At 65.2% G+C, this 24,163-nt stretch carries 18 protein-coding genes and 2 pseudogenes; 11 read left to right on the top strand and 9 right to left on the bottom strand.

Annotation, left to right across the window (positions count from 1 at the left end):
• Positions 1–35: 35 nt before the first annotated feature.
• Together istA (FA702_RS12635) and istB are read left to right on the top strand one after the other, a co-directional pair.
• On the top strand, positions 36–1,499 hold the full coding sequence (istA, locus tag FA702_RS12635) for an IS21 family transposase (RefSeq protein WP_162832905.1): 1,464 nt from the start codon (positions 36–38) through the stop codon (positions 1,497–1,499).
• The gene (gene istB / locus FA702_RS12630; protein WP_009823666.1) at positions 1,499–2,308 is read left to right on the top strand and encodes an IS21-like element helper ATPase IstB; all 810 of its coding nucleotides are present in this window, start codon (positions 1,499–1,501) and stop codon (positions 2,306–2,308) included. The genes istA (FA702_RS12635) and istB overlap by 1 nt, the downstream gene beginning before the upstream one ends.
• A 260-nt stretch (positions 2,309–2,568) precedes the next feature.
• Here the strand turns inward: istB and istA (FA702_RS12625) are convergent.
• Both istA (FA702_RS12625) and FA702_RS12620 read right to left on the bottom strand, forming a co-directional pair.
• Positions 2,569–3,696: pseudogene (gene istA, locus FA702_RS12625) on the bottom strand (IS21-like element ISRsp3 family transposase); the annotation flags it as partial.
• A 110-nt stretch (positions 3,697–3,806) separates the two neighbouring features.
• A pseudogene (locus FA702_RS12620) lies at positions 3,807–3,995 on the bottom strand (ArdC-like ssDNA-binding domain-containing protein); the annotation flags it as partial.
• Between the two features lie 240 nt (positions 3,996–4,235).
• On the opposite strand from FA702_RS12620, the gene FA702_RS12615 reads away from it, so the two are divergent.
• From FA702_RS12615 to FA702_RS12590, 6 genes are all read left to right on the top strand, one after another.
• Positions 4,236–4,847, top strand: a complete 612-nt coding sequence (locus tag FA702_RS12615) for a DUF6088 family protein (RefSeq protein WP_136956431.1) — start codon at positions 4,236–4,238, stop codon at positions 4,845–4,847.
• 36 nt (positions 4,848–4,883) lie between these two features.
• A complete protein-coding gene (locus FA702_RS12610; RefSeq protein WP_136956430.1) occupies positions 4,884–5,666 on the top strand; it encodes a DUF5131 family protein in 783 nt (260 codons plus the stop codon).
• Between the two features lie 26 nt (positions 5,667–5,692).
• Positions 5,693–6,961 carry a three-Cys-motif partner protein TcmP gene (locus FA702_RS12605; RefSeq protein ID WP_054362403.1) on the top strand — a complete coding sequence of 423 codons (1,269 nt, stop codon included), beginning with the start codon at positions 5,693–5,695 and terminating at the stop codon, positions 6,959–6,961.
• 167 nt (positions 6,962–7,128) lie between these two features.
• Entirely contained in the window at positions 7,129–7,521 is a 393-nt protein-coding gene (locus FA702_RS12600; protein WP_210417538.1) for a helix-turn-helix domain-containing protein, read from the top strand.
• On the top strand, positions 7,521–8,753 hold the full coding sequence (locus FA702_RS12595; protein ID WP_136956429.1) for a type II toxin-antitoxin system HipA family toxin: 1,233 nt from the start codon (positions 7,521–7,523) through the stop codon (positions 8,751–8,753). The genes FA702_RS12600 and FA702_RS12595 overlap by 1 nt, the downstream gene beginning before the upstream one ends.
• 425 nt (positions 8,754–9,178) lie before the next feature.
• Complete coding sequence (locus FA702_RS12590; RefSeq protein ID WP_136956428.1) at positions 9,179–9,604, top strand: GNAT family acetyltransferase; 426 nt, start codon at positions 9,179–9,181, stop codon at positions 9,602–9,604.
• A 4-nt stretch (positions 9,605–9,608) separates the two neighbouring features.
• On the opposite strand, the gene FA702_RS12585 is transcribed toward FA702_RS12590, so the two are convergent.
• Entirely contained in the window at positions 9,609–10,445 is an 837-nt protein-coding gene (locus tag FA702_RS12585; RefSeq protein ID WP_136956427.1) for a class III extradiol ring-cleavage dioxygenase, read from the bottom strand.
• A gap of 284 nt (positions 10,446–10,729) precedes the next feature.
• Here FA702_RS12585 and FA702_RS12580 point away from each other — a divergent pair, with 284 nt between their 5' ends.
• Positions 10,730–14,158, top strand: coding sequence for a glycosyltransferase (locus tag FA702_RS12580; protein ID WP_136956426.1), 3,429 nt, complete (start codon positions 10,730–10,732; stop codon positions 14,156–14,158).
• On the opposite strand, the gene FA702_RS12575 is transcribed toward FA702_RS12580, so the two are convergent.
• Positions 14,114–15,427 carry an ATP-binding protein gene (locus FA702_RS12575; RefSeq protein WP_136957397.1) on the bottom strand — a complete coding sequence of 438 codons (1,314 nt, stop codon included), beginning with the start codon at positions 15,425–15,427 and terminating at the stop codon, positions 14,114–14,116. The two genes, FA702_RS12580 and FA702_RS12575, sit on opposite strands and share 45 nt — an antisense overlap.
• Before the next feature lie 39 nt (positions 15,428–15,466).
• A complete protein-coding gene (locus FA702_RS12570) occupies positions 15,467–16,159 on the bottom strand; it encodes a response regulator transcription factor (RefSeq protein WP_124808111.1) in 693 nt (230 codons plus the stop codon).
• An 82-nt stretch (positions 16,160–16,241) separates the two neighbouring features.
• Here FA702_RS12570 and FA702_RS12565 point away from each other — a divergent pair, with 82 nt between their 5' ends.
• A complete protein-coding gene (locus FA702_RS12565; RefSeq protein WP_136956425.1) occupies positions 16,242–16,967 on the top strand; it encodes an AcvB/VirJ family lysyl-phosphatidylglycerol hydrolase in 726 nt (241 codons plus the stop codon).
• 23 nt (positions 16,968–16,990) lie between these two features.
• On the opposite strand, the gene FA702_RS12560 is transcribed toward FA702_RS12565, so the two are convergent.
• Positions 16,991–17,809: a hypothetical protein gene (locus FA702_RS12560; RefSeq protein ID WP_136956424.1), complete on the bottom strand. Its 819-nt coding sequence runs from the start codon at positions 17,807–17,809 to the stop codon at positions 16,991–16,993.
• Entirely contained in the window at positions 17,806–18,489 is a 684-nt protein-coding gene (locus FA702_RS12555; protein WP_255504562.1) for an RNA polymerase sigma factor, read from the bottom strand. Before FA702_RS12555 ends, FA702_RS12560 begins: the two co-directional genes overlap by 4 nt.
• 312 nt (positions 18,490–18,801) lie before the next feature.
• On the opposite strand from FA702_RS12555, the gene FA702_RS12550 reads away from it, so the two are divergent.
• Complete coding sequence (locus FA702_RS12550; RefSeq protein WP_136956423.1) at positions 18,802–21,945, top strand: autotransporter outer membrane beta-barrel domain-containing protein; 3,144 nt, start codon at positions 18,802–18,804, stop codon at positions 21,943–21,945.
• A 75-nt stretch (positions 21,946–22,020) separates the two neighbouring features.
• On the opposite strand, the gene FA702_RS12545 is transcribed toward FA702_RS12550, so the two are convergent.
• Positions 22,021–23,127, bottom strand: a complete 1,107-nt coding sequence (locus FA702_RS12545) for an NADH:flavin oxidoreductase/NADH oxidase (RefSeq protein WP_136956422.1) — start codon at positions 23,125–23,127, stop codon at positions 22,021–22,023.
• 147 nt (positions 23,128–23,274) lie between these two features.
• Complete coding sequence (locus FA702_RS12540; protein WP_136956421.1) at positions 23,275–24,156, bottom strand: transglutaminase family protein; 882 nt, start codon at positions 24,154–24,156, stop codon at positions 23,275–23,277.
• Between the last annotated feature and the right edge of the window lie 7 nt (positions 24,157–24,163).

Raw genomic sequence — 24,163 nt, 5'->3', positions numbered from 1 at the left:
GCCACCACATTTCCGATCAGCAGGTATTTCTCTTCATGACCCATCGTCGCCAACACACCCAGGCCGTCGCGGCTGCCAAGGCCGGTATCAGCGAGCGCAGCGCACGCCGGATCGAGAACGATCCGCAGCTTCCGTCCCAGAAGAAGAAGGAGCGCCACTGGCGCACCCGCGCCGATCCGCTCGAGCCATTCTGGCCACGCGTCGAGGAGTTGCTCCAGATCGACGGTATCATTGCCGTCACGGTCTTCGAGACGCTCCAGGACGAGTTCGGCGAGGATGCTGTTCCCGATGCGATACGACGAACACTTGAACGCCGGATCGCCCGCTGGCGGGCACTGCACGGCGGCGAGAAGGAGATCTTCTTCCCGCAGCATCATGAGCCCGGTCGGCAGGGCCTGTCGGATTTCACGGTATGCGACAGTCTCAAGGTCACCGTTGCCGGCGAGACCCTGGCCTATCGCCTTTACCACTTCCGCTTGGCGGCGAGTGGCTGGGAGCATGCGGCTGTCGTGCTGGGCGGGGAGAGCTTTGCCGCCCTTTCGGAGCACCTGCAGGATGCCTTGTGGAAGCTGGGCGGCGCGCCGGCCGAACACCGCAGCGATTCCCTGTCAGCCGCCTACAAAAACCTCGACGCCGATGCGCAGCGGGATTTTACCCGAAGCTATGACGAGCTGTGCCGTCATTACGGCATGCTCGCTACCCGCAACAACCGCGGCGAGGCGCACGAGAACGGATCGATCGAAGGTCCCCATGCCCATCTCAAGCGACGGCTCGATCAGGCCTTACGCCGGCGGGGAAGCCGCGATTTCGTCAGCATCGAGGCCTGGCGCGAGTTCGTTGAGGCGCAGGTCGCCAGACAGAACCGGCGGCATGCTGCGCACATCGATGCAGAACGCAGGGTACTCAAGGCGCTGCCCGCAAGGCGAACCACCGATTTCGCCATGGTCACCGTCGATGTCACCCGCAACGGCACCGTCGCCATCGATCGGGTTACCTATTCGGTGCCTTCCCGCCTCGTCGGACGGCGCCTCAACGCGCATCTCTTTGACGATCGCATTGAGCTCTTCCTCGGTCCGGACAGGGTAATGTCCACGCCGCGTGTGCGGATCAGCCATCCCCACCGGGGGCACAGCATCGATTTCCGGCACATGATCGGTAACCTGCGCCGCAAGCCTGGTGCGCTGCGCAACCTCGTCTACCGCGAAGCCCTGTTCCCCGATCACGCCTACCGGCGGGCCTGGCAAGCCTTCGATGCCCAACTCGATGGACGGCAGGCCTGCCGCGATGCCGTCGCGCTGCTCGATATCGCCGCCAGGGGCGACTGTGTCGACGTGCTGGCCCGGCGGATCGATGAGGCACTCGACAGAGGGCGCTTGCCCGATGTCGATGCGCTCAGGGACGAGTTCCTGCCAACCGCAAGATCGCAGCGCGATGTCACTATCCCGCCTCCCGATCTGCACAGCTACAACAGCTTGATCGCCAGCGGGGAGGTGTACTGATGACCCGCACCAAGGACCAGGCCGCCGCCGTGCTGCCTACCCTGCTCAAGGCCTTGCGCCTGCCGAGTATCAACCGCAACTGGAAGCGCCTCACCGACACCGCCGATCGCGATGGCTGGCCGGCCGCCAACCTGCTGGCCTCGCTTCTCGAGATCGAGATGGCCGATCGCTCCTCCCGGCGCATCCAGCGCCATCGCGACCAGTCCGGCTTGCCCGCAGGCAAGACCTTCGCCACCTTCGATTTCGACGCAGCCCCCGGCATCCGCAAACCGCACCTCTTGTCCCTCGCCGCCGGTGACGACTGGATCGAGAGCGGCGGCAACCTGCTGCTGTTCGGCCAGAGCGGGACCGGCAAGACGCACGCAGTTGCTGCCATTGGTCATGCCCTCATCGACACGGGGCGGCGCGTCCTGTTCTGCTCCACCACCGACATGGTCCAGAAGCTCCAGTCCGCGCGCCGCGACCTCAGCCTACCCGCCATGCTCGACAAGCTCGACAAGTTCGATCTCATCGTGCTCGACGATCTGTCCTACGTCCGCAAGGACCAGGTCGAGACCAGCGCCTTGTTCGAGCTCATCGCCCACCGCTACGAACGCCACTCGCTCGCCATTACCGCCAACCAGCCATTTTCGGCATGGGACAACGTCTTCCCTGATCCCGCTATGACTGTCGCCGCGATCGACCGCCTCGTGCACCACTCGATCATCATCGAGATGAACGGCGAAAGCTACCGCAAACGTTCCGCCGTCGCCCGTATCAACGCCGGCGATTACGACCCGCCGAATGGCGCCCCGGACCGGCCATCATAATTGTCGCTGGCTTCGCGCTCGGGAGCACCCTTGCTGAGGCAACGGGTAATTGTCGCCAGCGGCAATTACATGCCAACCATCCCATGCGCTTCAGACCCTCGCTTCCGGCCAGCGTCAGCGACAATTACCCAGCGTCGTAATTGTCGCTCGACGGTTGCTCCCCGCAACAGCAAATGGTAGCCAGAATTCACCAACCGGCGCGGCCACCTATCGGCCATCATAATTGACGCCGACCGGACTCCGTAATCGTCGCGCTACAGCCCCGGCTTCTGGTGAGAACGGTCGATAATCCGGTTGTGCTCGCACAAGATTTGCCCCTCGGCCGCGATGACCAACCGATCAGGATAGACCCGCAGGCTCACTGGCCGGTTCGCAAAGGATGCAGGAACGCTATAGCGATTGCGCTCGAACGCGATCAGGCAGGTCGGCGACACGCGCTTGGTATGTTCGACAAAGCCATCGAAGGCCCGCCCCATCGGCATCAGGCTGATAATCTCAACGGCGTGCACATCGGCAACTGTGCCGGGGAGGACGCCATGCTGGATTTCTCCCCATTGTGCGATGCACCGCTCTTCCAACCAGGCATTGAGGGCATCAAGATCTGGGAAGTTGGGCATTGGCTGCCATAACCGTCGACGCGCATCCTGAACGTTTTTCTCGACCTGACCTTTCTCCCAGCCTGAGGCCGGATTGCAAAAATCCGTTTCGAACAGGTAGTGGCTGGCCATGGCAGCGAACCGCGCATTGACCTGTCGGACTTTGCCCTGGCCGATCCGGTCTACAGCCGTCTTCATATTGTCGAATATTCCACGCTGAGGCACGCCGCCCAGCACCCGGAAGGCCTGCGTCAGTGCGTCGAACAACATCTCGTGCGTTTGCAGCAGATAGGCTCGCGTGATGAACGCCCGACTGTGGGAGAGCTTGGTATGGGCCACCTGCAGCTTGGTAGGCCGGCCATTCAGAAGGGCGTAATCTTCACTCCAATCGAACTGAAAGGCCTCACCGGGCTGGAAGATCAGCGGTACGAATGTGCCGCGCCCACTGGTTTGCTTTTCATATTGGCGTTCGGTCTTCCACGAGCGGGCGAAGGCGGCAACACGGCTGTATGATCCCTCGTAGCCCAGCTTAACCAGATCTGCATGTAGCTGCTTGGCTGTTCGCTTCTGTTTGCGCGACTTGCCAGATTCCACCCGCAGCCACGTCGTCAGTTTTTCTGCAAACTGATCAAGCTTGCTCGGCCGTTTGGGAACCTTGAACGTCGGCTCCACCGCGTCATCGCGCAGATATTTGCGGATCGTGTTGCGCGATAATCCAGTCCGCCGCCGGATCTCGCGAATGGGGATGCCTTGCCGAAAATGCCAGCGGCGGATCACACTGAGTAGGTCCATGTCGATCACTCCGATGCCTCCTGACTGTCAGCCAGGGGCGAGGAAAACATGGGTCAATTCTCAGTGAAAACTTATAACCCTCCCGGGTCACTTCTCAGTGCAACTCAACACCCCGAATAATGCCGCCCGGTCGCGGCGTTCCTCGGCATGGCGAGGGGCGCCTTGACTGAGGCCGATCCCCAGGGCTGGACCCAAGGGAAGCGGCCCGCCTCCAACTCGGCGATGATCTTGCCGGTGATGTCGTCGTAAAGGTTCGCCCGATCCGAGCCGGGGCGTGCGCTGGCGTCTTTCCTGAACATCGCGGTTCTCCGCGACGGGCGCCGGAGACCTCTTCTCCAGTCCTCAACCCGTCATGGAAAACCCGGTCTGCACTCTCACTCTACTGGGGGCGTTGCGGGGCTCTCCCCGCAGAAGGGGTGGGCCGAGACCCTGGCTCGGCCGCAGGGGAAGGCCTTCCCCCCTTATCCGGTCCTGTCCCTTCAGAAGGGTTCCTTGAAAACTGTCAGAAAACCGCGTATTTTTCTAACAGGGGAAAGACCATGACTCGGCTGACCGAACAGATTTTGTCGCATGCGACGGGCCTGCCCGAAGGTGCTCCTGTGTCCGCCAAGAGCCTGCTGCACCTCGGAAACCGGGCAGCCGTGGATCAGGCGTTGTCGCGCCTGACGGATCGCGGGCAGCTCATCCGCGCCGGTCGTGGCGTCTATCTGCGCCCCATTACCAGCCGGTTCGGCACGCGCACGCCTTCGGTCGAGCAGGCTGTCGAGGCCCTTGCCACCCAGAAGGGGGAGGTCATCGTCTCGAACGGCGCCGCCGCGGCGAACGCCCTTGGCTTGACGACGCAAGTGCCCGTCCACTCGGTCTATCTGACCTCCGGGCGCAGCCGAAAGATGCACCTCGGCAAGCAGGTCGTGGAATTGCGGCATGCGCCGCGCTGGCAACTGGCCTTGGCCAACCGGCCGGCAGGGGAGGCCGTGCGGGCGCTGGCCTGGCTTGGCCCGGAGAAAGCAGAAACGGCGCTCAAGACGTTGAAGCGGAAGATGCCGCCCGGCGTGTTCGGCGAGTTGGTCGCCGTAGCGCCACAGCTTCCGACGTGGCTCGCGCAAAGCGTTGGCAGGGTCGCGTATGAACCGAGAGAAATGACAAAATGATGCCTAAGCAGATCGAACTTCGCACGGGAGGGTGCAATGGCTGAAACCCAAATAGAATGGACGGACGCCACATGGAATCCTGTTGCCGGCTGCTCGATCATCTCTGCCGGCTGCACCCATTGCTATGCCATGGAGATGGCTAAGCGCCTTGATGCCATGCACATCCAGAAATATGCCGGCCTGACCCGCAAGAGCGGGCAGAGAACGGTCTGGAACGGCGTTGTGCGTGAGGATCGGGATGCGCTTGCGATTCCCTATGGTTGGCGCAAGCCGCGCAAGATTTTCGTCAATTCGATGAGCGACCTGTTTCACGAGCAGGTCACGGACGCCTTCATTCTCGATGTCTGGAAGGTAATGCGTGAGACGCCACACCATAATTATCAGATTCTGACGAAACGGCCCGAGCGTATGGCGGAACTGGTCGCCACCAAGATCGGAGAGGTGCTGCCGAACGTCTGGCTCGGCACAAGTATCGAAGACGGGGACGTGGTGGGCAGGATCGATGCCCTGCGTGCTGCGCCGGCCGCGATCCGTTTCATATCGTTCGAACCCTTGATTGGGTCTGTAGGGACCGTCGATCTGCGCGGCATCCATTGGGCTATCGTGGGCGGGGAAAGCGGGAAGTCAGCCCGTCCCATCCGGGAGGAATGGATCGACGAGATTTATGTCCAGTGCCTGTCGGCTGGTACGGCCTTCTTCTTCAAGCAGTGGGGGACCTGGGGGAAAGACAACAAGAAGCGATCGAAAAAGGCGAACGGCCGCGAATATCGCGGTCAGACCTGGGATGAAATGCCCACGGCGGCGCAAGCGTTCGCGTGATCGTCAGATAGGCTTGGGGGGATGCTATGGTTGAGAAGCGATACGAGTGGGCTGACGGCGCAAAGCTTGAGGAGCATTCGCGGCGCAAACACAAGATTCTCCGTGAATATTGCTTCGATTACCTGACCGTTCGCTGCAAGCTGCCGCAGCAGGAACGTTTTCGGCTGGCCATCGTCGATGGCTTCGCCGGGGGCGGCCGCTACCAGTGCGGGACATCGGGCTCCCCATTGATTTTCATCGAAGAGTTGAAGCGAGCCACCGAGGCCGTGAACACGCATCGCGCGGCACAGGGCTTGAACGCGATCGAGGTCGAGTGCCTGCTGGTCTTCAACGATGCCAGCCGTGACGCGATCGAACTTCTAAAAACGCATGTGGCGCCGCTCCAGGCCGACATCGTCGCGACCTGCCCGAAGCTCCATCTGCGCGTCGAGTATCTCAACGAGTTTTTCGAAACCGCCTATCCCAAAATCAAGCGTTTCCTGGAGCAAGGACGCTATCGCAGCGTGATCTTCAACCTGGACCAGTGCGGCCACAGCCATGTCGAGCGGAATACGATTCTTGACATCATGCACTCGTATCCTGCGGCCGAGATCTTCTACACCTTCGTTATCAGTTCGTTGCTGGCGTTCCTCCAGAAAGACCAGCCGGAGCGCCTGCGTGCGCAACTCGATCATCTCGGTCTCGCCAGCGGCGATGTCCAGGCATTGGACGGGTTGATGAGCCAGAAGGATTGGCTCGGAACCGCAGAGAAGATCGTCTTCGACGCTTTCCGGCTTTGCGCGCCCTATGTGAGTCCGTTCTCGATCAACAACCCTGGCGGCTGGCGCTATTGGCTGATCCACTTCGCCAACGCTTATCGGGCACGGCAAGTTTACAACAATATCCTCCACGACAATGCCAGCCTTCAGGCCCACTTCGGCCGATCGGGCCTCAACATGTTGTCCTATGACCCGCGCCATGATGAGGGGATGCTCTATCTCTTCGACGACAATGGCCGTGCCTCGGCCAAGACCCAGCTTCTTGATGACGTCCCCCGTCTCGTGACTGAAGCTGGTGATGCCATGTCGGTGATGGAGTTCTATGAGAGCATTTACAACGTCACGCCGGCGCATGCCGATGACGTCCATGCCGCGATCATCGAGAACCCCGATCTTGAGGTGATCACGCCAGCCGGTGGCGAGAGACGCAAAGCGAACACGATCGGCGTCAATGACATCATCAAGGTGAAGACCCAGCGCAGCTTCTTCCCGATGTTTCTGGATGCCGGAAAGAGCCCTCAGGGGCGGAAGGAATAGTTCTCGCCATCATCCTGAGGCCAGCCGAGGTTGGCCAGGCACTAGTCAGATTTCGCCTTCTACCGGGAGAAGGGTAAGGCATGTTTTCGGCTATTCCGCGTTACATGACCACCACGGACTTGACATAACTCATCAAATATGACAAATATTGCACCGTAATTCACCAGATGTGGGGCATTATCATGGGCTCTCCAAAGGTCGGACCAGCCCTCGAAAGGCTTGGGCAGGACATTCGAAATGCGCGGCTACGGCGCAGTATTGCGGTTGCGGACCTGGCCATGCGCGCCGGAACATCGGCCAGTTCTATCGCGCGGCTCGAAAAGGGCGACCCTGGCGTTGCTATCGGGACGCTTGCGGATGTGCTGGTCGTTCTCGGGCTTGTCGAACGGCTGGCCGATCTGATCGATGTCCGCAAGGATGACCTGGGGCTTGCGCTGTCTACCGAGCGCCTGCCGCAGCGAGGCAAGTCTTTCGCGACGAGGATCAGAAAGCAAAAGGCCAAGTCGGATCCGACGCGCGCGCTCGATGACGTGGTCGATCCTGACGGGGCGTCGTTCTGATGGCGGAGTTTGCTGCCCAGGTTGTTCTTGGCGACAGTCGTGTGCCCGTCGGTCAGCTGCGTTTCACAGCAGCGGGGCCGCGGCAGTTCTCGACCTTTGCCTATGACGCTGCCTGGATAGAAAATCCCCGGGCCTTTGCCGTGCAGCCGGATCTTCCTCTGGAAGGCGGCCCTTTTCATACGTCGGGCCAGCCGGGGAACATGCGTGATGCACTGGCGGGCGTCTTCGCCGATGCCGCGCCGGACAGTTGGGGACGGCGCCTTCTCGAACGTGCCTATGGCAATGGTCTGAGCGAGTTTGAGTATCTGACGCTGTCCGACGACGCTTGTCGTCAGGGCGCACTGCGATTCCAGGGCGACGATGGAGAGATCATTCGCGGTAAAGCGGGTGACGCCGTGCCCCGCCTCCTCGAGCTGGAAGCGATAACGGCCATTGCCCGCGCCTATGAGCAGGGTAAGGAGATCTCTGCCGAAGAGATGCAGGCGTTGGCGGGCGCGGGCGGTTCGGGCGGCGCCCGGCCCAAGGCCAATGTCCAGGACGGCGATACGCTATGGTTGGCCAAATTCACCTCGGTCCACGATCAGCAGCCGATCGAAAGGGTCGAGGTCGCGACGCTTCGGCTAGCCCAGGCTTGCGGCATTCGCACGCCTACGGCCAGGCTGGAACTCGCCGACACTCCCTTTCCGGTCGCGCTGATCCAGCGGTTCGACCGGCGAGGCAGTTCCCGGATTCCCTATATCTCAGCGCGCACGGCACTTGGGAAGACCGGGACGGAGTTGGGCTCTTATACGGAGATCGTCGATTTTATCCGTGCCTATGGCGCCGATCCCAAAGCCGATTTTCGCGAGCTTTTCCTGCGCCTGATTTTCACGGTCCTCGTGTCAAACAAGGACGATCATCTGAAAAACCATGGCTTCCTTTATGTTGGAGGAGGCCAATGGCGGTTGTCGCCCGTGTTCGATGTGAACCCCGCACCGGATCGAAATCCGCACCTGGAAACTGCTATCCTGGAGGGCGGCGCGCATGATCGGTCCATCGCGCTCGCGCTTGAAGCCTGCGAGTTTTTCGAGATCCCGCCCGAGGAAGCGAGGCAGATCATCCGCGATACCGCACGGCACATATCGGAAGGCTGGCGTGAGACTCTGCGTCAGGTGGGCGTGTCAGGTGCATTGGCGCGGGATTACGAACCGGCGTTCATGAACGCGGAGACCGAGCTCGCGCTAGGCATGTAGTCAAATATGACCAGCAATCGATCAATATCGGCCATATATGGAAATTTGAAACGATGCTGCTGTTGGGCCGGCTTAACGGCGGGTTGAAATGGTAGATCGAAGCGGCGGTTTGACGTGCTTGGGGGCCAAGAGCGCTTAAGAAGGAATCCTTCTACGAGGATGGCAAACCGGCTCTTGAATCGATACGATAAGGTTGTTGCGAGCACGTTCGCCATTCGTACTGCTCAAATGGCATCGGCTTCGTCACCGGCGATAGATGGCGAAGTCTTTCCCATGCCAATGAGCCGAAAAAAGCCAATGTTTTCATAAGCGGTAGCTTTTCGACGGTAAGGGTGACGGTATAACCATTTTTGAAAAAATTTTTTCGCTATGTTTTTCAATTAGATAGGCCATTCAGCCGATAATTGAATGGGAATGATCGGCTTGTGCCGATAACGCTGCGCGACGCCACCGCCGATGATCGCGATCCGGTGATCGCGCTGTGGCGCGCCGCCGGCCTGACGCGGCCATGGAACGATCCCGAGACGGATTACCGGCTGGCGCTGGAAAACCCGGCGTCGACGGTGCTGGTGGCCGAGGACGGCGGGGATACGCCCGCCGGCGCGGTCATGGTCGGGTTCGACGGGCACCGGGGCTGGGTCTATTATCTGGGCGTCGCGCCCGGTCGGCAGCGGCAGGGCGTCGGCCGCAGTCTCATGGCCGCCGCCGAAGCCTGGCTGCGGGCGCGCGATTGCCCCAAGATCATGTTCATGGTCCGCACCGACAACCTGCCGACCCGCGCTTTCTATGCCGCGCTGGGGTACGAGGATCAGGCGGTGGTGACGATGGGCCGGCGGCTCGACGGGCGCTGACCGGTCACGCCGCCAGCCGATCGAACCCGCTGGCGCTACGGTCCTCGCCGAAGCGATAGGCCGACGCGGTGATGCCGCCGCGCAGATCGTTCTGCGAATAGATGCAGGTGGCCGGATCGCTTCCCGCCGCGCCGACCGCGACCATCAGCGGAATCAGGTGATCCTCGCGCGGGTGGGCGATCCGCGCGGAAGGCGCGGCATCCCACTGCTCCAGCGCCCGCGCGCGGTCTTCCGGCGCCAGGTCGATCAGGGCATGGCGCAGCCAGGCGTCGAACTGCGCGGAGGGTTCGAACGCGCGCGCGTCGAACAAGCGAAGGTTGTGATAGGACAGACCGGAGCCGATGATCAGCACGCCTTCCGCGCGCAGCGGCGCCAGCGCCCGCCCCAGCGCCAGATGCGCGGCCGGGTCATAGCCCTGCTTCATCGACAGGCTGACGACCGGCACGTGCGCGTCGGGATAAATCGGCTGGAGCATCGAGAACGTGCCGTGATCGAACCCGCGCGCCGGATCGGCGTTCATCGCGATGCCGGCCTGCGCGGCGAGATCCAGCACGCGTCCCGCCACTGCGGGCGAACCGGGCGCGGGATAGCGGATCTGGTAGGTGTGCTCGGGAAAGCCGAAATAGTCATAGACCATCCCCGGCTGGGCCGCGGAGGATACGGTGAATTCCGCCTCCTCCCAGTGCCCGGAAATCGCGAGCACCGCCTTGGGCGGTTCGGGCAACTGCCCGGGCAGGGCCTTGAGCGAGGCTTCGAGCCAATCGAAATCGCGCCGGAACGGGCCTTCCAGCCAGGGCCAGGGGCCTCCGCCGTGGGACAGGAAATAGACGGGCTGCACCATGATCTCACCTTCTGCTGGCGACCGGTGTAAGCGCACGGACGCCGGCGCGACAGTGGTCAAATGCCATTGATGATGTTCGGAAATCCGGAACGGACCTTCCATGGCCAAAACGTAATGTTTTGCTCACGCCGCCGTTGCGTGCGCCAGCCTAGAAACCAGCTCGGCGGCAAGGCAGTTGTCGATGGATCGCAACGTGACGGTCCCCTGTTCCGATACATTCTCCAACTGCCTTGCCGTCACCGGCCGCGCCTCCGATGGCGCTGGGCCAGAACCGGGGAATGCTGGTGTCACGTCCAATCTTTTTCGATCCGACTGGCCGTCGCCGCCGCTGGACCCGCCGCGGCGCCTTCGCGATTCTGGCGCTCCTGCTGGCCGTCTGCGTGATTTTCGCGACGACCGTGGCGACCGTCAGCGCCCCTTCCCCCCTTCCGTTCGGGACCGAACGCACCGCACCGCTGCCCCTGAAGGCGCAGGTCAGCCGCCTCTCCCACCGGATCGAACGCCTGTTCGGCCGCAATCCCGCGCCCGCGCGCAAGCCCGGCGCGCCGCTGACCGTCGGCTTTTACACCTCCTGGACCGATGACAGCGCCGATACGCTGGCGCACCATTCCGGCGAGCTGGACTGGGTCGCGCCGACGCTGATGTCGATCGACCAGGCCGGCAACCTCCATGCCAACGACGACGCCCGGATGCGCCGCGTGCTGGCCGCCGCAATTCACCGCCCCTTGGTCGTCCCGGTGCTGCAGAACGCCAGCAACGGAACGTGGGACGGCGCGGGCACTGCCCGCGCGCTGGCCAACCCGGCCCGCCGCGCCGCGCTGGTGCAGGGCGTCGACCAGTTTCTCGACAAGACCGGCGACGGCGGGGTGATGGTCGATTTCGAGAACATGCCGGAAGGCAGCCTGGGGCTGCTCCGCCAGTTCGTGGCCGATCTGCACGCGCGGCTTGCGCCGAAGCACCGGGTGGTGTCGGTGACGATGCCGGTCGACGATCCGGCCTGGTCCGCGCGCACCTTCGCGCAAGTCGCCGACAAGGTCGTGCTCATGGCCTATGACGAGCACTGGCAGGGTGGCGAACCCGGTCCGATCGCGTCAAACGGTTGGTTCGCGGCCCATCTTGCCGATTCGCTGAAGGGCGTGGCCGCCAGCAAGATCATCGTCGCGCTGGGCAACTATGCCTATGACTGGCACGAAGGCCATGCCGACAGCCTGACGGTCGAGGAAGCCTGGCTCGCCGCGCACGACAGCGGGGCGAACCCCACCTGGGACAAGGCGAGCGGCAACGCCGGCTTCGCCTATACCGACAACAACGTCCGCCACGACGTGTGGCTGCTCGATGCCGCCGCCAGCTGGAACCAGATGCAGGTCCTTTCGCGCATGGGGCTCAATTCGGTCGCGCTGTGGCGGCTGGGATCGGAAGACCCCGGCTTCTGGAACGCGCTCAAGAGCTGGAACGCCGGCGCCCGGACCGGGCGCGCGGGCGGAGCGCGCCCCGATCTTGGCCACATCAGCGAATCGACCAATGCCGATGTCGAGGACAATGGCGAGATCCTGCGCATCGACGCGACGCCGACGCCCGGCCAGCGCGCCGTGTCGTTCGATCCGCGCTCGAACCTGATCACCAGCGAACAGTACCAGACGCTGCCCACGCCCTATGTCGTGCGCCGCACCGGCGACCGGCCCAAGCTGGTAGCGCTGACCTTCGACGACGGCCCCGATCCGGTCTGGACGCCGCAGATCCTTTCCGTGCTGGAACAGTACCATGTGCCCGGCACGTTCTTCGTGATCGGCGAAAACGGCGTGGGCAACCGGGGGCTGCTGCGCCGCCTGGTTGCCGAAGGCAACGAGATAGGCAACCACAGCTATACCCATCCGAACATGGCGGACGAGAGCGACACCGGCATCAAGCTGGAGCTCAACGCCACGCAGCGGCTGATCGAAGCCTATACCGGCCGTTCCACCCGCCTGTTCCGCGCGCCCTATTTCGGGGATGCCGAGCCGACCACGACCGATGAGCTGGGGCCGGCGCTGGTGGCGCAGCAACAGGGCTATACCATCGTCGGCCTCCACGCCGATCCGGGCGACTGGGTCAAGGGCCGCAGCGCCGACGAGATCGTGCAGCGCACGCTCGATGCCGTGCGCAACGGCAACGGCGATCGTTCCGCCAACGTGATCCTGCTGCACGATGGCGGCGGCAGCCGGGCGGAAACGGTGAAGGCGCTGCCGCGCATCATCGCCACGCTGCAGGCCGAAGGCTATCGCTTCGTGCCGGTATCGACGCTGGCCGGCCTGACCCGCGACGACGTGATGCCGCAGGTTTCCGGGCTGGATCTGCTGGCCGTGCGCGCCGACGTGGCGATCTTCTCGAGCCTGGCGGCGGCGATCGACGGTCTGGACTGGATCTTCTTCTTCGCCATCGCGCTCGGCATGGCGCGGGCGATCAGCATGACCGCGCTGGCCCTGTTCCCCGAACGCCGCCTGGGCCTGTCGCGCGAGTCCGCCTATCGTCCGCTGGTGAGCGTCATCATCCCCGCCTACAACGAGGAGCGGGTGATCGAGGCGTCGGTCCACCGCATCCTCGCCAGCGACTATCCGCACATGGAAGTGATCGTGGCGGACGACGGATCAAAGGATCGCACCAGCGCGATCGTGGCCGCCGCCTTCGGCAACGAGCCGCGCGTGCGGCTGATGACCATGGCCAACGGCGGCAAGGCCTCGGCGCTCAACCGGGCGCTGGCGCAGGCCAGTGGCGAGATCATCGTCGCGCTCGACGCCGATACGCAGTTCGAGCCGCAGACGATCAGCAAGCTGGTCCGCTGGTTCGAACTCGATCGCATCGGCGCGGTCGCCGGCAATGCCAAGGTGGGCAACCGCGTGAACATCGTCACGCGCTGGCAGGCCGTGGAATACGTCACCGCGCAGAACATCGAACGCCGCGCGCTGACCCGGTTCGACGCGATCATGGTGGTGCCCGGCGCGGTGGGCGCCTGGCGGCGCAGCGCGCTCGAGCAAATCGGCGGCTATCCCGAAGACACGCTGGCCGAGGACCAGGACCTGACCATCGCCATCCAGCGCAAGGGCTGGAAGATCGCCTACGACGAGGACGCGGTGGCGTGGACCGAAGCACCCGAAACGCTGCGCGCGCTGGGCAAACAGCGTTTCCGCTGGGCGTTCGGCACGCTCCAGTGCCTGTGGAAGCACCGCGCGATCCTGCGCGAGCGGCACCCCAGCGGCCTTGCCTTCGTGGGTATGCCGCAGGCCTGGCTGTTCCAGATCCTGTTCGCGCTGATTTCGCCGCTGATCGATCTGGCGCTCGGCATCTCGATCGTGGGAACGATCGTGCGCGTGATGCAGCACGGCTGGGACCAGACGCAGACCGACGTGTTGCGCATGGGCATCTACTGGATCGGCTTTACCACCGTGGACCTGCTGTGCGGCTGGATCGCCTATCGCCTCGACGTGCGCGAAAAGCGCTTCCCGGCACTGTTGCTGCTGACGCAACGCTTCGTCTATCGCCAGCTGATGTACGGCGTGGTGATCCGCGCGGTGGGCGCGGCGACGGCGGGGCTGGGGATCGGCTGGGGCAAGCTGGAACGGACCGGCCGCGTCAGCGTCGCCCCGTCGGCCACCGCTGCCGCTCCGGCCCCCGCCGCTCCGCCCGAAGCGCCTTCAGCGCGGGAGCCGCAGGGTAGCCACGAGCCCGCGCTCACCTGACAGCACCAGTTCGCCGCCATGGAGCCGCGCCACGGCGGCGACCATGGCGAGCCCCAGCCCGCCCCCGGTGCGCGTGCGCGCATTGTCCAGCCGCACGAACCGTTCGACCACGCGCGCCCGGTCCTGCTCGGGAATGCCGGGTCCATCGTCGCTAACGATGATCTCGCCCCAGCCCTCGACCGCGCGCGTGGCGACCGTGATCGTGGAGCCGCCATATTTCAGCGCATTGTCGATCAGATTGGCGAGCGCGCGCGACAGGAATTCGCGATCGGCCGGCACGGTGACGCTGCGCGCATCGGCACACAGCGTCACACCCGATTGTTCCGCCAGCGGTTCGTAGAGTTCGACCAGATCCTCGGCCACGGCGGCCAGATCCAGCGGCACGCGGCGATCCTGGATGGCGCCGCCTTCCAGCCGGCTGATCTCCAGCGCGTTTTCCAGCATGGATCGCAGGGCGTCGGCATCCGCGCGCGCCGCCTGCAGCGCGTCCGCCGCGCCGGGTTCGTCCACGCGCGCCAGCGCCGTGTCGATCGCCGCCGACAGCCGGGTGACGGGCGAGCGCAGATCGTGCGCCAGCGCCCCGGAAATGGCGCTGAGCTGCGAGACCAGTTCGTCGATCCGTTCCGCCATCAGGTTCATCTGCAGGCGCAGGTGATCGAACCCGTCCCCCGTATCCCGCGTCGACAGGCGCGCGCCGAAATTGCCGGAAGCCAGTTCCGCCGCGGTGTCGGCGATCTCATGCGTGCGCTGGCTGATCACGAAGCCGAGCAGCAGCGCGCTCACGGTGGCAAGGGCTACGGCGATGACGACGGTAAGGCCGATCGCCGCCGCGAAGGCCAGCGTGAAGCGCCGCTCGACCGCGCCGAGCACGCCGACGACCAGCGTGTCGCCGCCGGGCAGACTGCTGGCGATCGCCATCCCCTCCGTTTCGGGCAGGCTGGGGCCGCGATGGATGTGCACGATGTGCGGCTGCGCCGATACCGAAATCGAGGGCACGCGCGACAGGTTGTTGAGGATCGTCGGCCCCTGCCCCGAAAGCGCGATGAACACCGTGGGGTCGGCCGCGCTGCCGCGCTTGGCGTTGATGAAATTGGCCAGTTCGTCGCGACCGCCGTCGTAATAGGCCGTCAGCAGGTCATCGCGCAGGTCGGTCACCTGCCGCACGCGATCGCTGCGCACCACTTCCAGCATCTCGGAGCGCAGGAAGAAGATCGCCGCCATGCTGGACAGAAGTTGCAGCACGAACACGGCGGCCACCAGCCGCATCATGGTGGGAGAAGGGCGCCGCCGGGCCGACATCGGTTCCGCTCAGTCCAGCGCCAGCCGGTATCCCGCCCCGCGCACCGTGTGGAACAGCGGCTGATCCTCCCCGTCGTCGATCTTGCGCCGAAGCCGGCTGATATGCACGTCGATGACGTTGGTGCCGGGATCGAAGTGATAGTCCCACACCGCCTCCAGCAGCATGGTCCGCGTCACCACCTCGCCCTGGTGCAGCAGCATGTATTCCAGCAGGCGGAATTCGCGCGGCTGCAGCGCGATCTTGCGCGTTCCCCGGCGCACCTGCCGGGTGAGCCGGTCCAGTTCGAGATCGCTGCACCGCAATGTCGTTTCCTGCGCCGGCTTCTGCGCCGTTCCGCCGCCACGGCGGATCAGCGCCTGCACGCGCGCCAGCAGTTCGGCGAAGGAAAACGGTTTGCCGAGGTAGTCGTCCGCGCCCGCTGTCAGCCCCGCGATCCGGTCATCGGTGCTGCCCAGCGCCGACAGGATGATCACCGGCGTCCGCACTTCGGCCGCACGAAGCGCCTTCAGCACGGAAAGGCCGTCCATCCCCGGCAGCATCCGGTCCAGCACCACCACGTCAAACTGGCTGTCGGTGGCCAGGAACAGGCCGTCGCGCCCGGTCGTGGCGCGATCGACCGTGAAACCTTCCTCATCCAGTCCCCGCGCGATGTAATCACCGATCTGGGGATCGTCTTCGACCAGCAGGATACGTCCAGCCACAAACCCGTTCCATGACAGTTGATGACAGCGTGTTAATGCTTTCCCCACGCGCGGGATAGAGGGCAGCGGGTATTCGGAGCAAATGGCCGATAGCTCTTTGGGTCGCAAATTGCTGGGCTGGGCAGCCGTCCTCCCCATCGTCGCGGTAGCGGCGGTCGGGGCAGGCGGTTGCTTCCTGCGCGATCCGACGCGCTTTCAACCCGCCGCGCAATCCATCACCGGCCGCCCGGTCGCGGTTTATTTCGCCGGGACGGCCGGACTGCTGCCGCTGGGCGACGAACCCGACATAGCAGCAGCCCTGCGACGCCAAGGCGTGCCTGTGCTGAGAGTGGATACCCCCTCCCTGTTCGTGGGCGATAGGGACCGGGCCTATGTCGATCAACTGGTGGATGACAGCATTCGCGAGGCGCTTTCGGCCAGCGGCGCCGAGCACGTCGCGCTGATCGGCTTCGCGTTCGGCGCGGACATTCTCGACACCGGCCTCGGCGCGGTTCCGCCCGATCTGCGGCATCGCATTTCGTCCGTGGTGCTGATCCGCCCTGATCCCACGGTCCATTTCTACGCGGGGCCGGCGTGGCTGCGGCTGCATGACCTGCCCGACAGCGATCCGCATCGTACCCTGCGCCTGTTGCGGGGTCTCAACGTCACCTGCATTCAGGCGGATAGCGACAACCTGTGCGCCTCGCCGGGGCTGGAGGGCATGCTGCGCGTGTCGTTAGCCGGCCCCCGCCCGACGTTCTGGCAGAAGCGCGATCTCACCGCGGCGGCCACGCATGCGGTCCTGTTTCCGGCAGGGGTGATGCAATGAGGGGCTACCTTGCCCCGCGATGCTCAGAACGGATGACCGCCGCCGGCACCGCCGGGCATCCGGCCGCCAGCGCCTCGTCCGGGCGCGGGTGCGGAATTTTCCTGCGCTGGCGCCCCGGGCACGGCGGCGGAGCCACCTCCAGGCGGAGAGAGCGCGCCGACATAGCCGTACGCCTGCGGCGCGGGCGGCCCCATCAATCCGCGCGACGGTATCTGCGGCCCCGTCTTTTCACCGTCGTCATCGCGGGGGCCGACCAGTTCGCCCTTCGGCGCCGCGGCCGCCGATGCGAGAACCTCGGGCGTCATTTCCGCCGGAACGGTGGGCGATGCCTCGAGCGGAATAGCGTCTTCTTCCGGCAGCGCTTCCTGCGCGGGGACAGGCCGCGAAGGGCTTGCGGCAGCGGCAGCCAGTTTCGCCTGCGGAGCTGCGAGAGCGGTTGGCTTTCCGTCAGCCGTGTCCGCCGGCACCGCCGGCGCGAATGCCATCGGAGCGCCGCCTCCGTTCGCCGGAACGCCCGGCGGATCGGCACCCATGCCGATCATCGCCACGGCCGCTATTCCGGCAGCCAGTGCGCCGATGCCGCCGCCAGCCGCCAGCCGCCGCCAGACGGGATGGCGTGCCCGCTGGGACGGAACGGACGCCGCCACCTGCGCCGCGACCGGCCGCACCGCCACGCCAGCGGGTGCGAGCGCCTGGGGCGCGGCGGCCTGGGGCAGCAGCGGCACGTCCCGCACGATCCGGGCCATGAGGTCAGCGGGAACCGCCGGCGCGGGCAACTGATCTAGCGCGCGGTCCAGCGCCGCTTCGCGCGCGGCGGGCGCGATGGGGATAACCCGCCTCATGCCCGCAGTTCCATGCCATAGGCCACGGTCGGTTCGCGCGCGCGCAGATCGGCAACGCCCACGTCGCGCGCTTCCAGCAATTCGCGCAGGTGACGCCGTGCCCTGAACAGAAGCGATTCCATGGCCTTTATGTTAAGTTCCAGAACTTCGGCGGCAAGCGCGTTTGTGAAGCCCTCGTAATAGCACAGCACGAGCGCGGCCCGATACCGTTCAGGCAGGTCCGCCAAGGCCCCGGCCACGGCTGCGCGCGCCTGATCCGCTTCGATCGTGGCGTCGGCAAGCGGCATGGGATCGGCCCGTTCGGGCAGATCGGGCGTGATCACCACGCGAAAACGGCGCTTCCGGTCGAAGCACAAGTTCATCGCGACGCGATGGAGCCAGCCCACCAGCCCCGCCCCGCTCGATTGCCATCGCGGGGCCTGCTGCCACAGGCGCGTGAAGCATTCCTGCACCACGTCTTCGGCTTCGTGCCCATCGCCCAGCATGCGCATGGCCACGCGGTAGAGCGCGGGGGTATGCCGTTCGACCAGCACGGAAAACGCGGCGATCACGCCACGTCCCACTTCGCCCATCAAAGACAGGTCGTCGAACGCCGACCACAGCATGGGAGCGTCGGGCGCAAGCGAGGCGTGATCGGCCACGAATGCCCCGTCCGCTCCGGAATCGCCTAGGAAAGTCACACCGACTGTCGCCTCCACGCGCGGTCCCCTCATCGGGAACCAACGGCCCGGCTCTTGCTGGCGGTCCAACCCTGAACGGCAAATTTACCGATGTTGCGCAACGAAATATTTCAACGCCCCCGGCGCGAAGGGTTTGGCGGGCTGGGCCGTTTTGATCACCGGAACCACCGTGGCCCCTTACCCTTGAAGTTTGATGTCGCGTTGTTTCCGCCCTGTCGAGAACACCGCCGGCATCAGTCGAGCTTGCGGGTCGCACCACAAAACCGGGCCTGCGATTCGTCGCAGGCCCCATTTCACGGATCACGTCCCCCCATGCATCGTCACCGCACGCCCCGTTTCCTCGCCACCGTCTCGTTCGCCACGCTGACCTTCGCGCTGGGCGCAGAGGTTGCCCTGGCCGACACCACGGTCAGCGGCAACAGCACCACCCCGGTCCTCACGTCCACGGGCGGCAACGTCACCGTCGCCAGCGGCGGCACGATCACGCTGGTCAACGGCAGCGCGGTGACGGTCGATTCCTCCAACACCGCCACCGTGGCTTCGGGCGGCACGATCGCCATGGGTGCGGGCAACGGCGCGACCGGGATCACCGTCAACCCCGGCACGAGCACGACGATATCGAACGCCGGCGCGATCAACGTCACCGAAAACTACACGGCCCCCTTCATTACCAACAACGGCGTCAACATCGCCGATGGCCCGATCGCGGCCGCATCGAACCGGTACGGCATCCACGTGCTATCGGGCGGCACGGTGACCGGATCGGTCACCAATTCGGGCACGATCTCGGTCGAAGGGCTCAATTCCGCCGGCATCGCGCTCGATTCGACGCTCAACGGCAATCTCGCCAATACCGGCACGATCTCGGTAAAGGGCGATAACAGCGCCGGCATCCGCACGTCCGCGGTAACCGGCAATGTCACCGTGGGCGGAACCGTCACGGCGATCGGCCAGGGCGCGCAGGCGCTGGTCACCAGCGGCGATATCGGCGGCACGCTGAAGATCAACGGCACCCTGGGGCAAGCCACCACCTACACCGCCGACGACGGCACCTCGCAGGTTCTTTCGCGCACCGCGCTGCAAAGCGGGGCAGCCGCGGTGGAAGTGGACGGAAACGTCGCGGGCGGGGTCCTGATCGCGGCTCCCAATTCCAGCACGTCGACCGAGACCACCGGCTCGATCCAGTCCTATGGCAGCAGCCCCGGGCTCCAGATCGGCGGCGCGAACAACATCGCGATCGGCACCGTGGCCAGCAACGATGGCACCTATTCGGTGGCGGTGGACGGCAGCGTGACCGCCAATGCCTATTACAGCTCGACCAACGCCTATGGCATCGTGATCGGGGGCAAGGGCGGCAACGTGAACCTGGCCGGCGGCATCGGCATCAACGGCAACGTCACCGCGACGACCAACGATGCCAACGCCACCGCCATTCTCATCAACCAGGGCTCCACGGTTCCCACGCTTTACGTCAGCGGCACGGTCAAGGCCGCCAGCACATCGCTGGGCATCAGCGCCTACGCGGTCCGCGACCTGTCGGGCACGCTGACGACGGTGAACAACACCGGCTTCATCACCTCCAACCAGGGCAGCCAGTCCGGGGCGATCGATCTTTCCGCCAACACCAGCGGCGTCACCGTCAAGCAGTACCTCAACGCGACCGATGCGGCCTCGCAAAAGACCGACAAGGCCGCGGCGGGCTACAACGTCGATACCGCCACGGTCTATGCGGCGATCACCGGCAACATCTACACCGGCAGCGGCAATGACACGCTGGACGTCGAAACCGGCAAGATCACCGGCAACACGTTCCTTGGCGCCGGCAACGACACCGTGATCATGGCCGACGATTCGAAGTATATCGGCAACATCGATTTCGGCACGGGCACCGCCACGATGACGATGGGCGGCAATTCGCGCTTCACCGGCACGCTGATCTTCAACGACCAGCCGGCCACGCTGACGCTCAACGACAGCTCGATCTGGCGGGGCACCGTCACGGGCGGTTCGCAGGCAACGGTAAACGTCAACTCGGGCCTGTTCGCCGCCAACGCGACCGGCAACATCGCGGTCAACACGCTGAACGTGGGCGCGAACGGCACGCTGGGCGTCTATATCGATGGCACCACCGGCACGAATTCCACCTTCGTCACCAATACCGCGACGTTCGCCAGCGGATCGAAGATCACCGCCTCGCTCACGTCCATCGCCAAGGCGGAAGGCACCTATACGGTGCTGACGTCCAACGGCCTTACCGGCGCTTCGAACCTGAGCGCCAGCAATCTGGCCCTGCCGGTCCTCTACGCCGGCACGCTGGCCACGCAGGGCAACAACCTGCAACTCACCATCGCCCGCAAGACCGCCGCGCAACTGGGGCTGACCGCCGCGCAAGGCGCCATCTACAACCCGATCATCGCGCAGGCCCAGGCGCTGACGGCCGCCGGCGGCACCCCTTCGGCGCTCGAAACCGACCTGCTGCAGGTGGCGGACGCGCCCACGCTGCAAGCGCAGTTCAACCAGCTGATGCCCGATTATGCCGGCGGCGTGTTCGATTTCGTGACGCGCGGTTCGCGCCTTGCCGCGCAGCACGTGCAGGACGATTCCTCGCTGTTCACGATCAGCAACGTGGGCGGCTGGTTCGAGCCGATCTATTTCCACGGCGGCAAGCAGACGACCGGCACCGCCGGCTTCTCCGACCACGGCTTCGGCCTGTCCGGCGGGCTTGAACGCGTGACGGGCATCGGCAACGTCGGCCTTTCGCTTACCTGGATCAGCGGCAAGGTGAACACCAGCAGCTACCAGTCGGTGAAGACCAGCAACCTCGAGGTCGGCGCCTTCTGGCGCATGGCCAAGGGGCCGTTCTACGCCTTCGCCCGCGTGGGGGGGAGCCGCCTTTCGGCAACCTCCGCGCGCACGTTCACGGGGGCCGTCAGCGGCACCAGCTTCAATTATACCGCTGCGGGCAAGTGGAAGGGCTGGATGATCACGGGATCGGGCGGCGCATCCTATGGCTTCGATGTGGGCGGCAACTTCCAGCTGCGCCCCAAGGCGATCGTCGAATACTATCGCCTGCACGAAAACGCCTATGACGAGACCGGCAGCGCGCCGATCATCCTGGAGGTGGCCGGGCGCAACAGCAGCGCGCTGACCGGCACGACCACGCTTGTCGCCAGCTGGAGCAGCGGCCCCAGCTCCTATGAAGGCCGCCCGTTCACCGTCGAAGTGGAAGGCGGCCGGCGCAACCAGCTTTCGGGCCATCTCGGCACCACGCTGGCCAACTTCACCGACGGCAACCAGTTCGCGCTGACGCCGGACAGCCTGAAGTCGGCCTGGATCGGCAAGGTCAGCATCCTGCAGGGCGGCCTGGACTACACCTGGCGCCTGACCGGCGGGGCTGAACGAGCGCAGGGCGTGGTCGATTATTCGATCCGCGCTTCGCTCAGCATCGCGCTCTGACGCGGGCGTAGAGCCATCGGGCAGGGGTCTGGGGCCACGTGCTCCAGGCCCTTGCCCTTTTGCGTCGGCAGCGCTTCAGTCCGCCGCGAAGAGATGGCGATACTGGTGCGGCTGGCAGCGAAGATACTGGTCCGCCGCATGGACCGAGGCGCCCAGATGGGCCGCCGCGTGCCAGGGCCAGCGCGGGTCGTAGAGCACGGTGCGCGCCAGCGCGACGAGGTCCGCGTCGCCCGAAGCGACGATCTGTTCGGCCTGTTCGAACCCGGTGATGAGCCCGACCGCGACCACGGGGATCGATACGGCCTGCTTCACCGCGCGCGCCAGCGGCACCTGATAGCCGGGAGCCACGGGAATCGCCTGGCGCGGATCGAGCCCGCCGCTGGAGACGTGGATCGCGGCCGCGCCCCGGCGCTCCAGTTCGCGCGCGAAGGCCACGGTCTGCTCCGCATCCCAGCCGCCGTCCACCCAGTCGGTGCCGGAGACGCGGACCGTTACCGGCCGATCCGCGGGGAAGGCGGCGCGCACGGCATCGAACACTTCCAGCGGGAACCGCATCCGGTTCTCCAGGCTGCCGCCATAGGCATCGTCCCGCCGGTTCGAAAGCGGCGACAGGAACTGGTGCAGCAGATAGCCGTGCGCGCCGTGAATCTGCACGGCATCGATGCCGATCCGCGCCGCGCGCCGCGCCGCTTCGGCAAAGGCATCGCGGATGCGGTCCATCCCGGCGCGGTCGAGCGCCAACGGCGGGTTCTCTCCGGCGGCGAACGGAACCGCGGAAGGCGCCTCGGTCTGCCAGCCGTTGTCCGCGTCCGGCGCGATCTGGCCCTTGCCCAGCCACGGCTTGTCGGTCGAAGCCTTGCGCCCGGCATGCCCCAGCTGGATGGCGATGGGCATCGGCGAATGGCGGCGCAGGCTTTCCACCACGCGGGCCATCGCCGCCTCGGTCCGGTCATCCCACAGACCGACATCGGCATAGCTGATGCGCCCTTCCGGCAGCACGGCGGTCGCCTCGATCGTCAGCACGCCCGCACCCGATTGGGCAAGGTTGCCGAGGTGCATGAGGTGCCAGTCGGTCATCTCGCCATCGACGGCGGAATACTGGCACATCGGCGCGATCACGATGCGGTTGGAAAGCGAAAGCCCGCCTATTTCAAGCGGTTCGAACAACTTGGGTCGCGCCATGCGCCTGTCTCCTGTTCCGGGCATCCTGGCCCGATCGCGCGAAGATAGGAACCGGCGCCGGGATTGCACGCGCCGCCGGCGCACAATTCCGCTTCTTCACCCAAAAGGATTAATCGTCCGCCCGATCGGACTGCGCGCCCGCCCTGCTCAGTCGACCGGAATCACGTCCACGGCCACCGTCATGTTCTGGCTCCCCCCGCCCAGAAACACGCCGTCGATCGGCGCCACGTCGGCATAGTCACGGCCCATGGCGGTGAAGATGTGATCGGTGCCCGCGAAGACCGCGTTGGTGGGATCGAAGCCGACCCAGCCCAGTTCGTCGCCACACCACAGGTTGACCCAGGCGTGCATCGCGTCGGCGCCGACCAGCCGGGGTTTGCCCGGCGGCGGCAGCGTGCGCAGATAGCCGCTGACATAGGCCGCCGGAATGCCGTGCGCGCGCGCGGCGACGATCATGATGTGCGCGAAGTCCTGGCACACGCCGCGGCGCAGGCGGAACGCCACGTCGGGCGGGGTATCCGCCACGGTGGCGCTGCCATCGTACTTGAACTCACCGTGGATCGCTTCCATCAGCGCCCGCCCGGCGGCCAGCGTGGGCGTTCCGGGGGTGAAGAACCGCGCCGCCCAGCCGGCGATCTCGGGCGAAATCTGCACCACCGTGGAGCCGTAGAGATAACCGGCCGGGCTGGTGGACGACAGATCGCGCCGCACCAGCGTGCGTTCGCGCACTTGCGTCACGGTGGGGCTGACCGCCATGTCGAGCGAAAAACACGGCGGCGCCACTTCCACGCGGAACCGGGCCTCGATCGACAGCTTCTTCAGCGGCGCATCGATCGACAGGCGGGCGCGGTTGACCACCCACGGGCCGCTTTCCTGCTGGATCGCGGACGGCACGGGATCGATCTTCAACGCATAGTCGCGCAGGATCTGCCCCGGCCACGACGCCGGCTTCAGGCGCAGGTTGAAGCGCGCCAGACGCACGCCGCCCGCGTATTGCACGGTGGTCAGATGCCTGACATCGTAGATCATGGCCGGG

Origin of the sequence: Novosphingobium sp. EMRT-2, from assembly GCF_005145025.1 — a bacterium.
Lineage (GTDB): Bacteria > Pseudomonadota > Alphaproteobacteria > Sphingomonadales > Sphingomonadaceae > Novosphingobium.
This window is presented reverse-complemented; position numbering and strand designations above follow the sequence as displayed.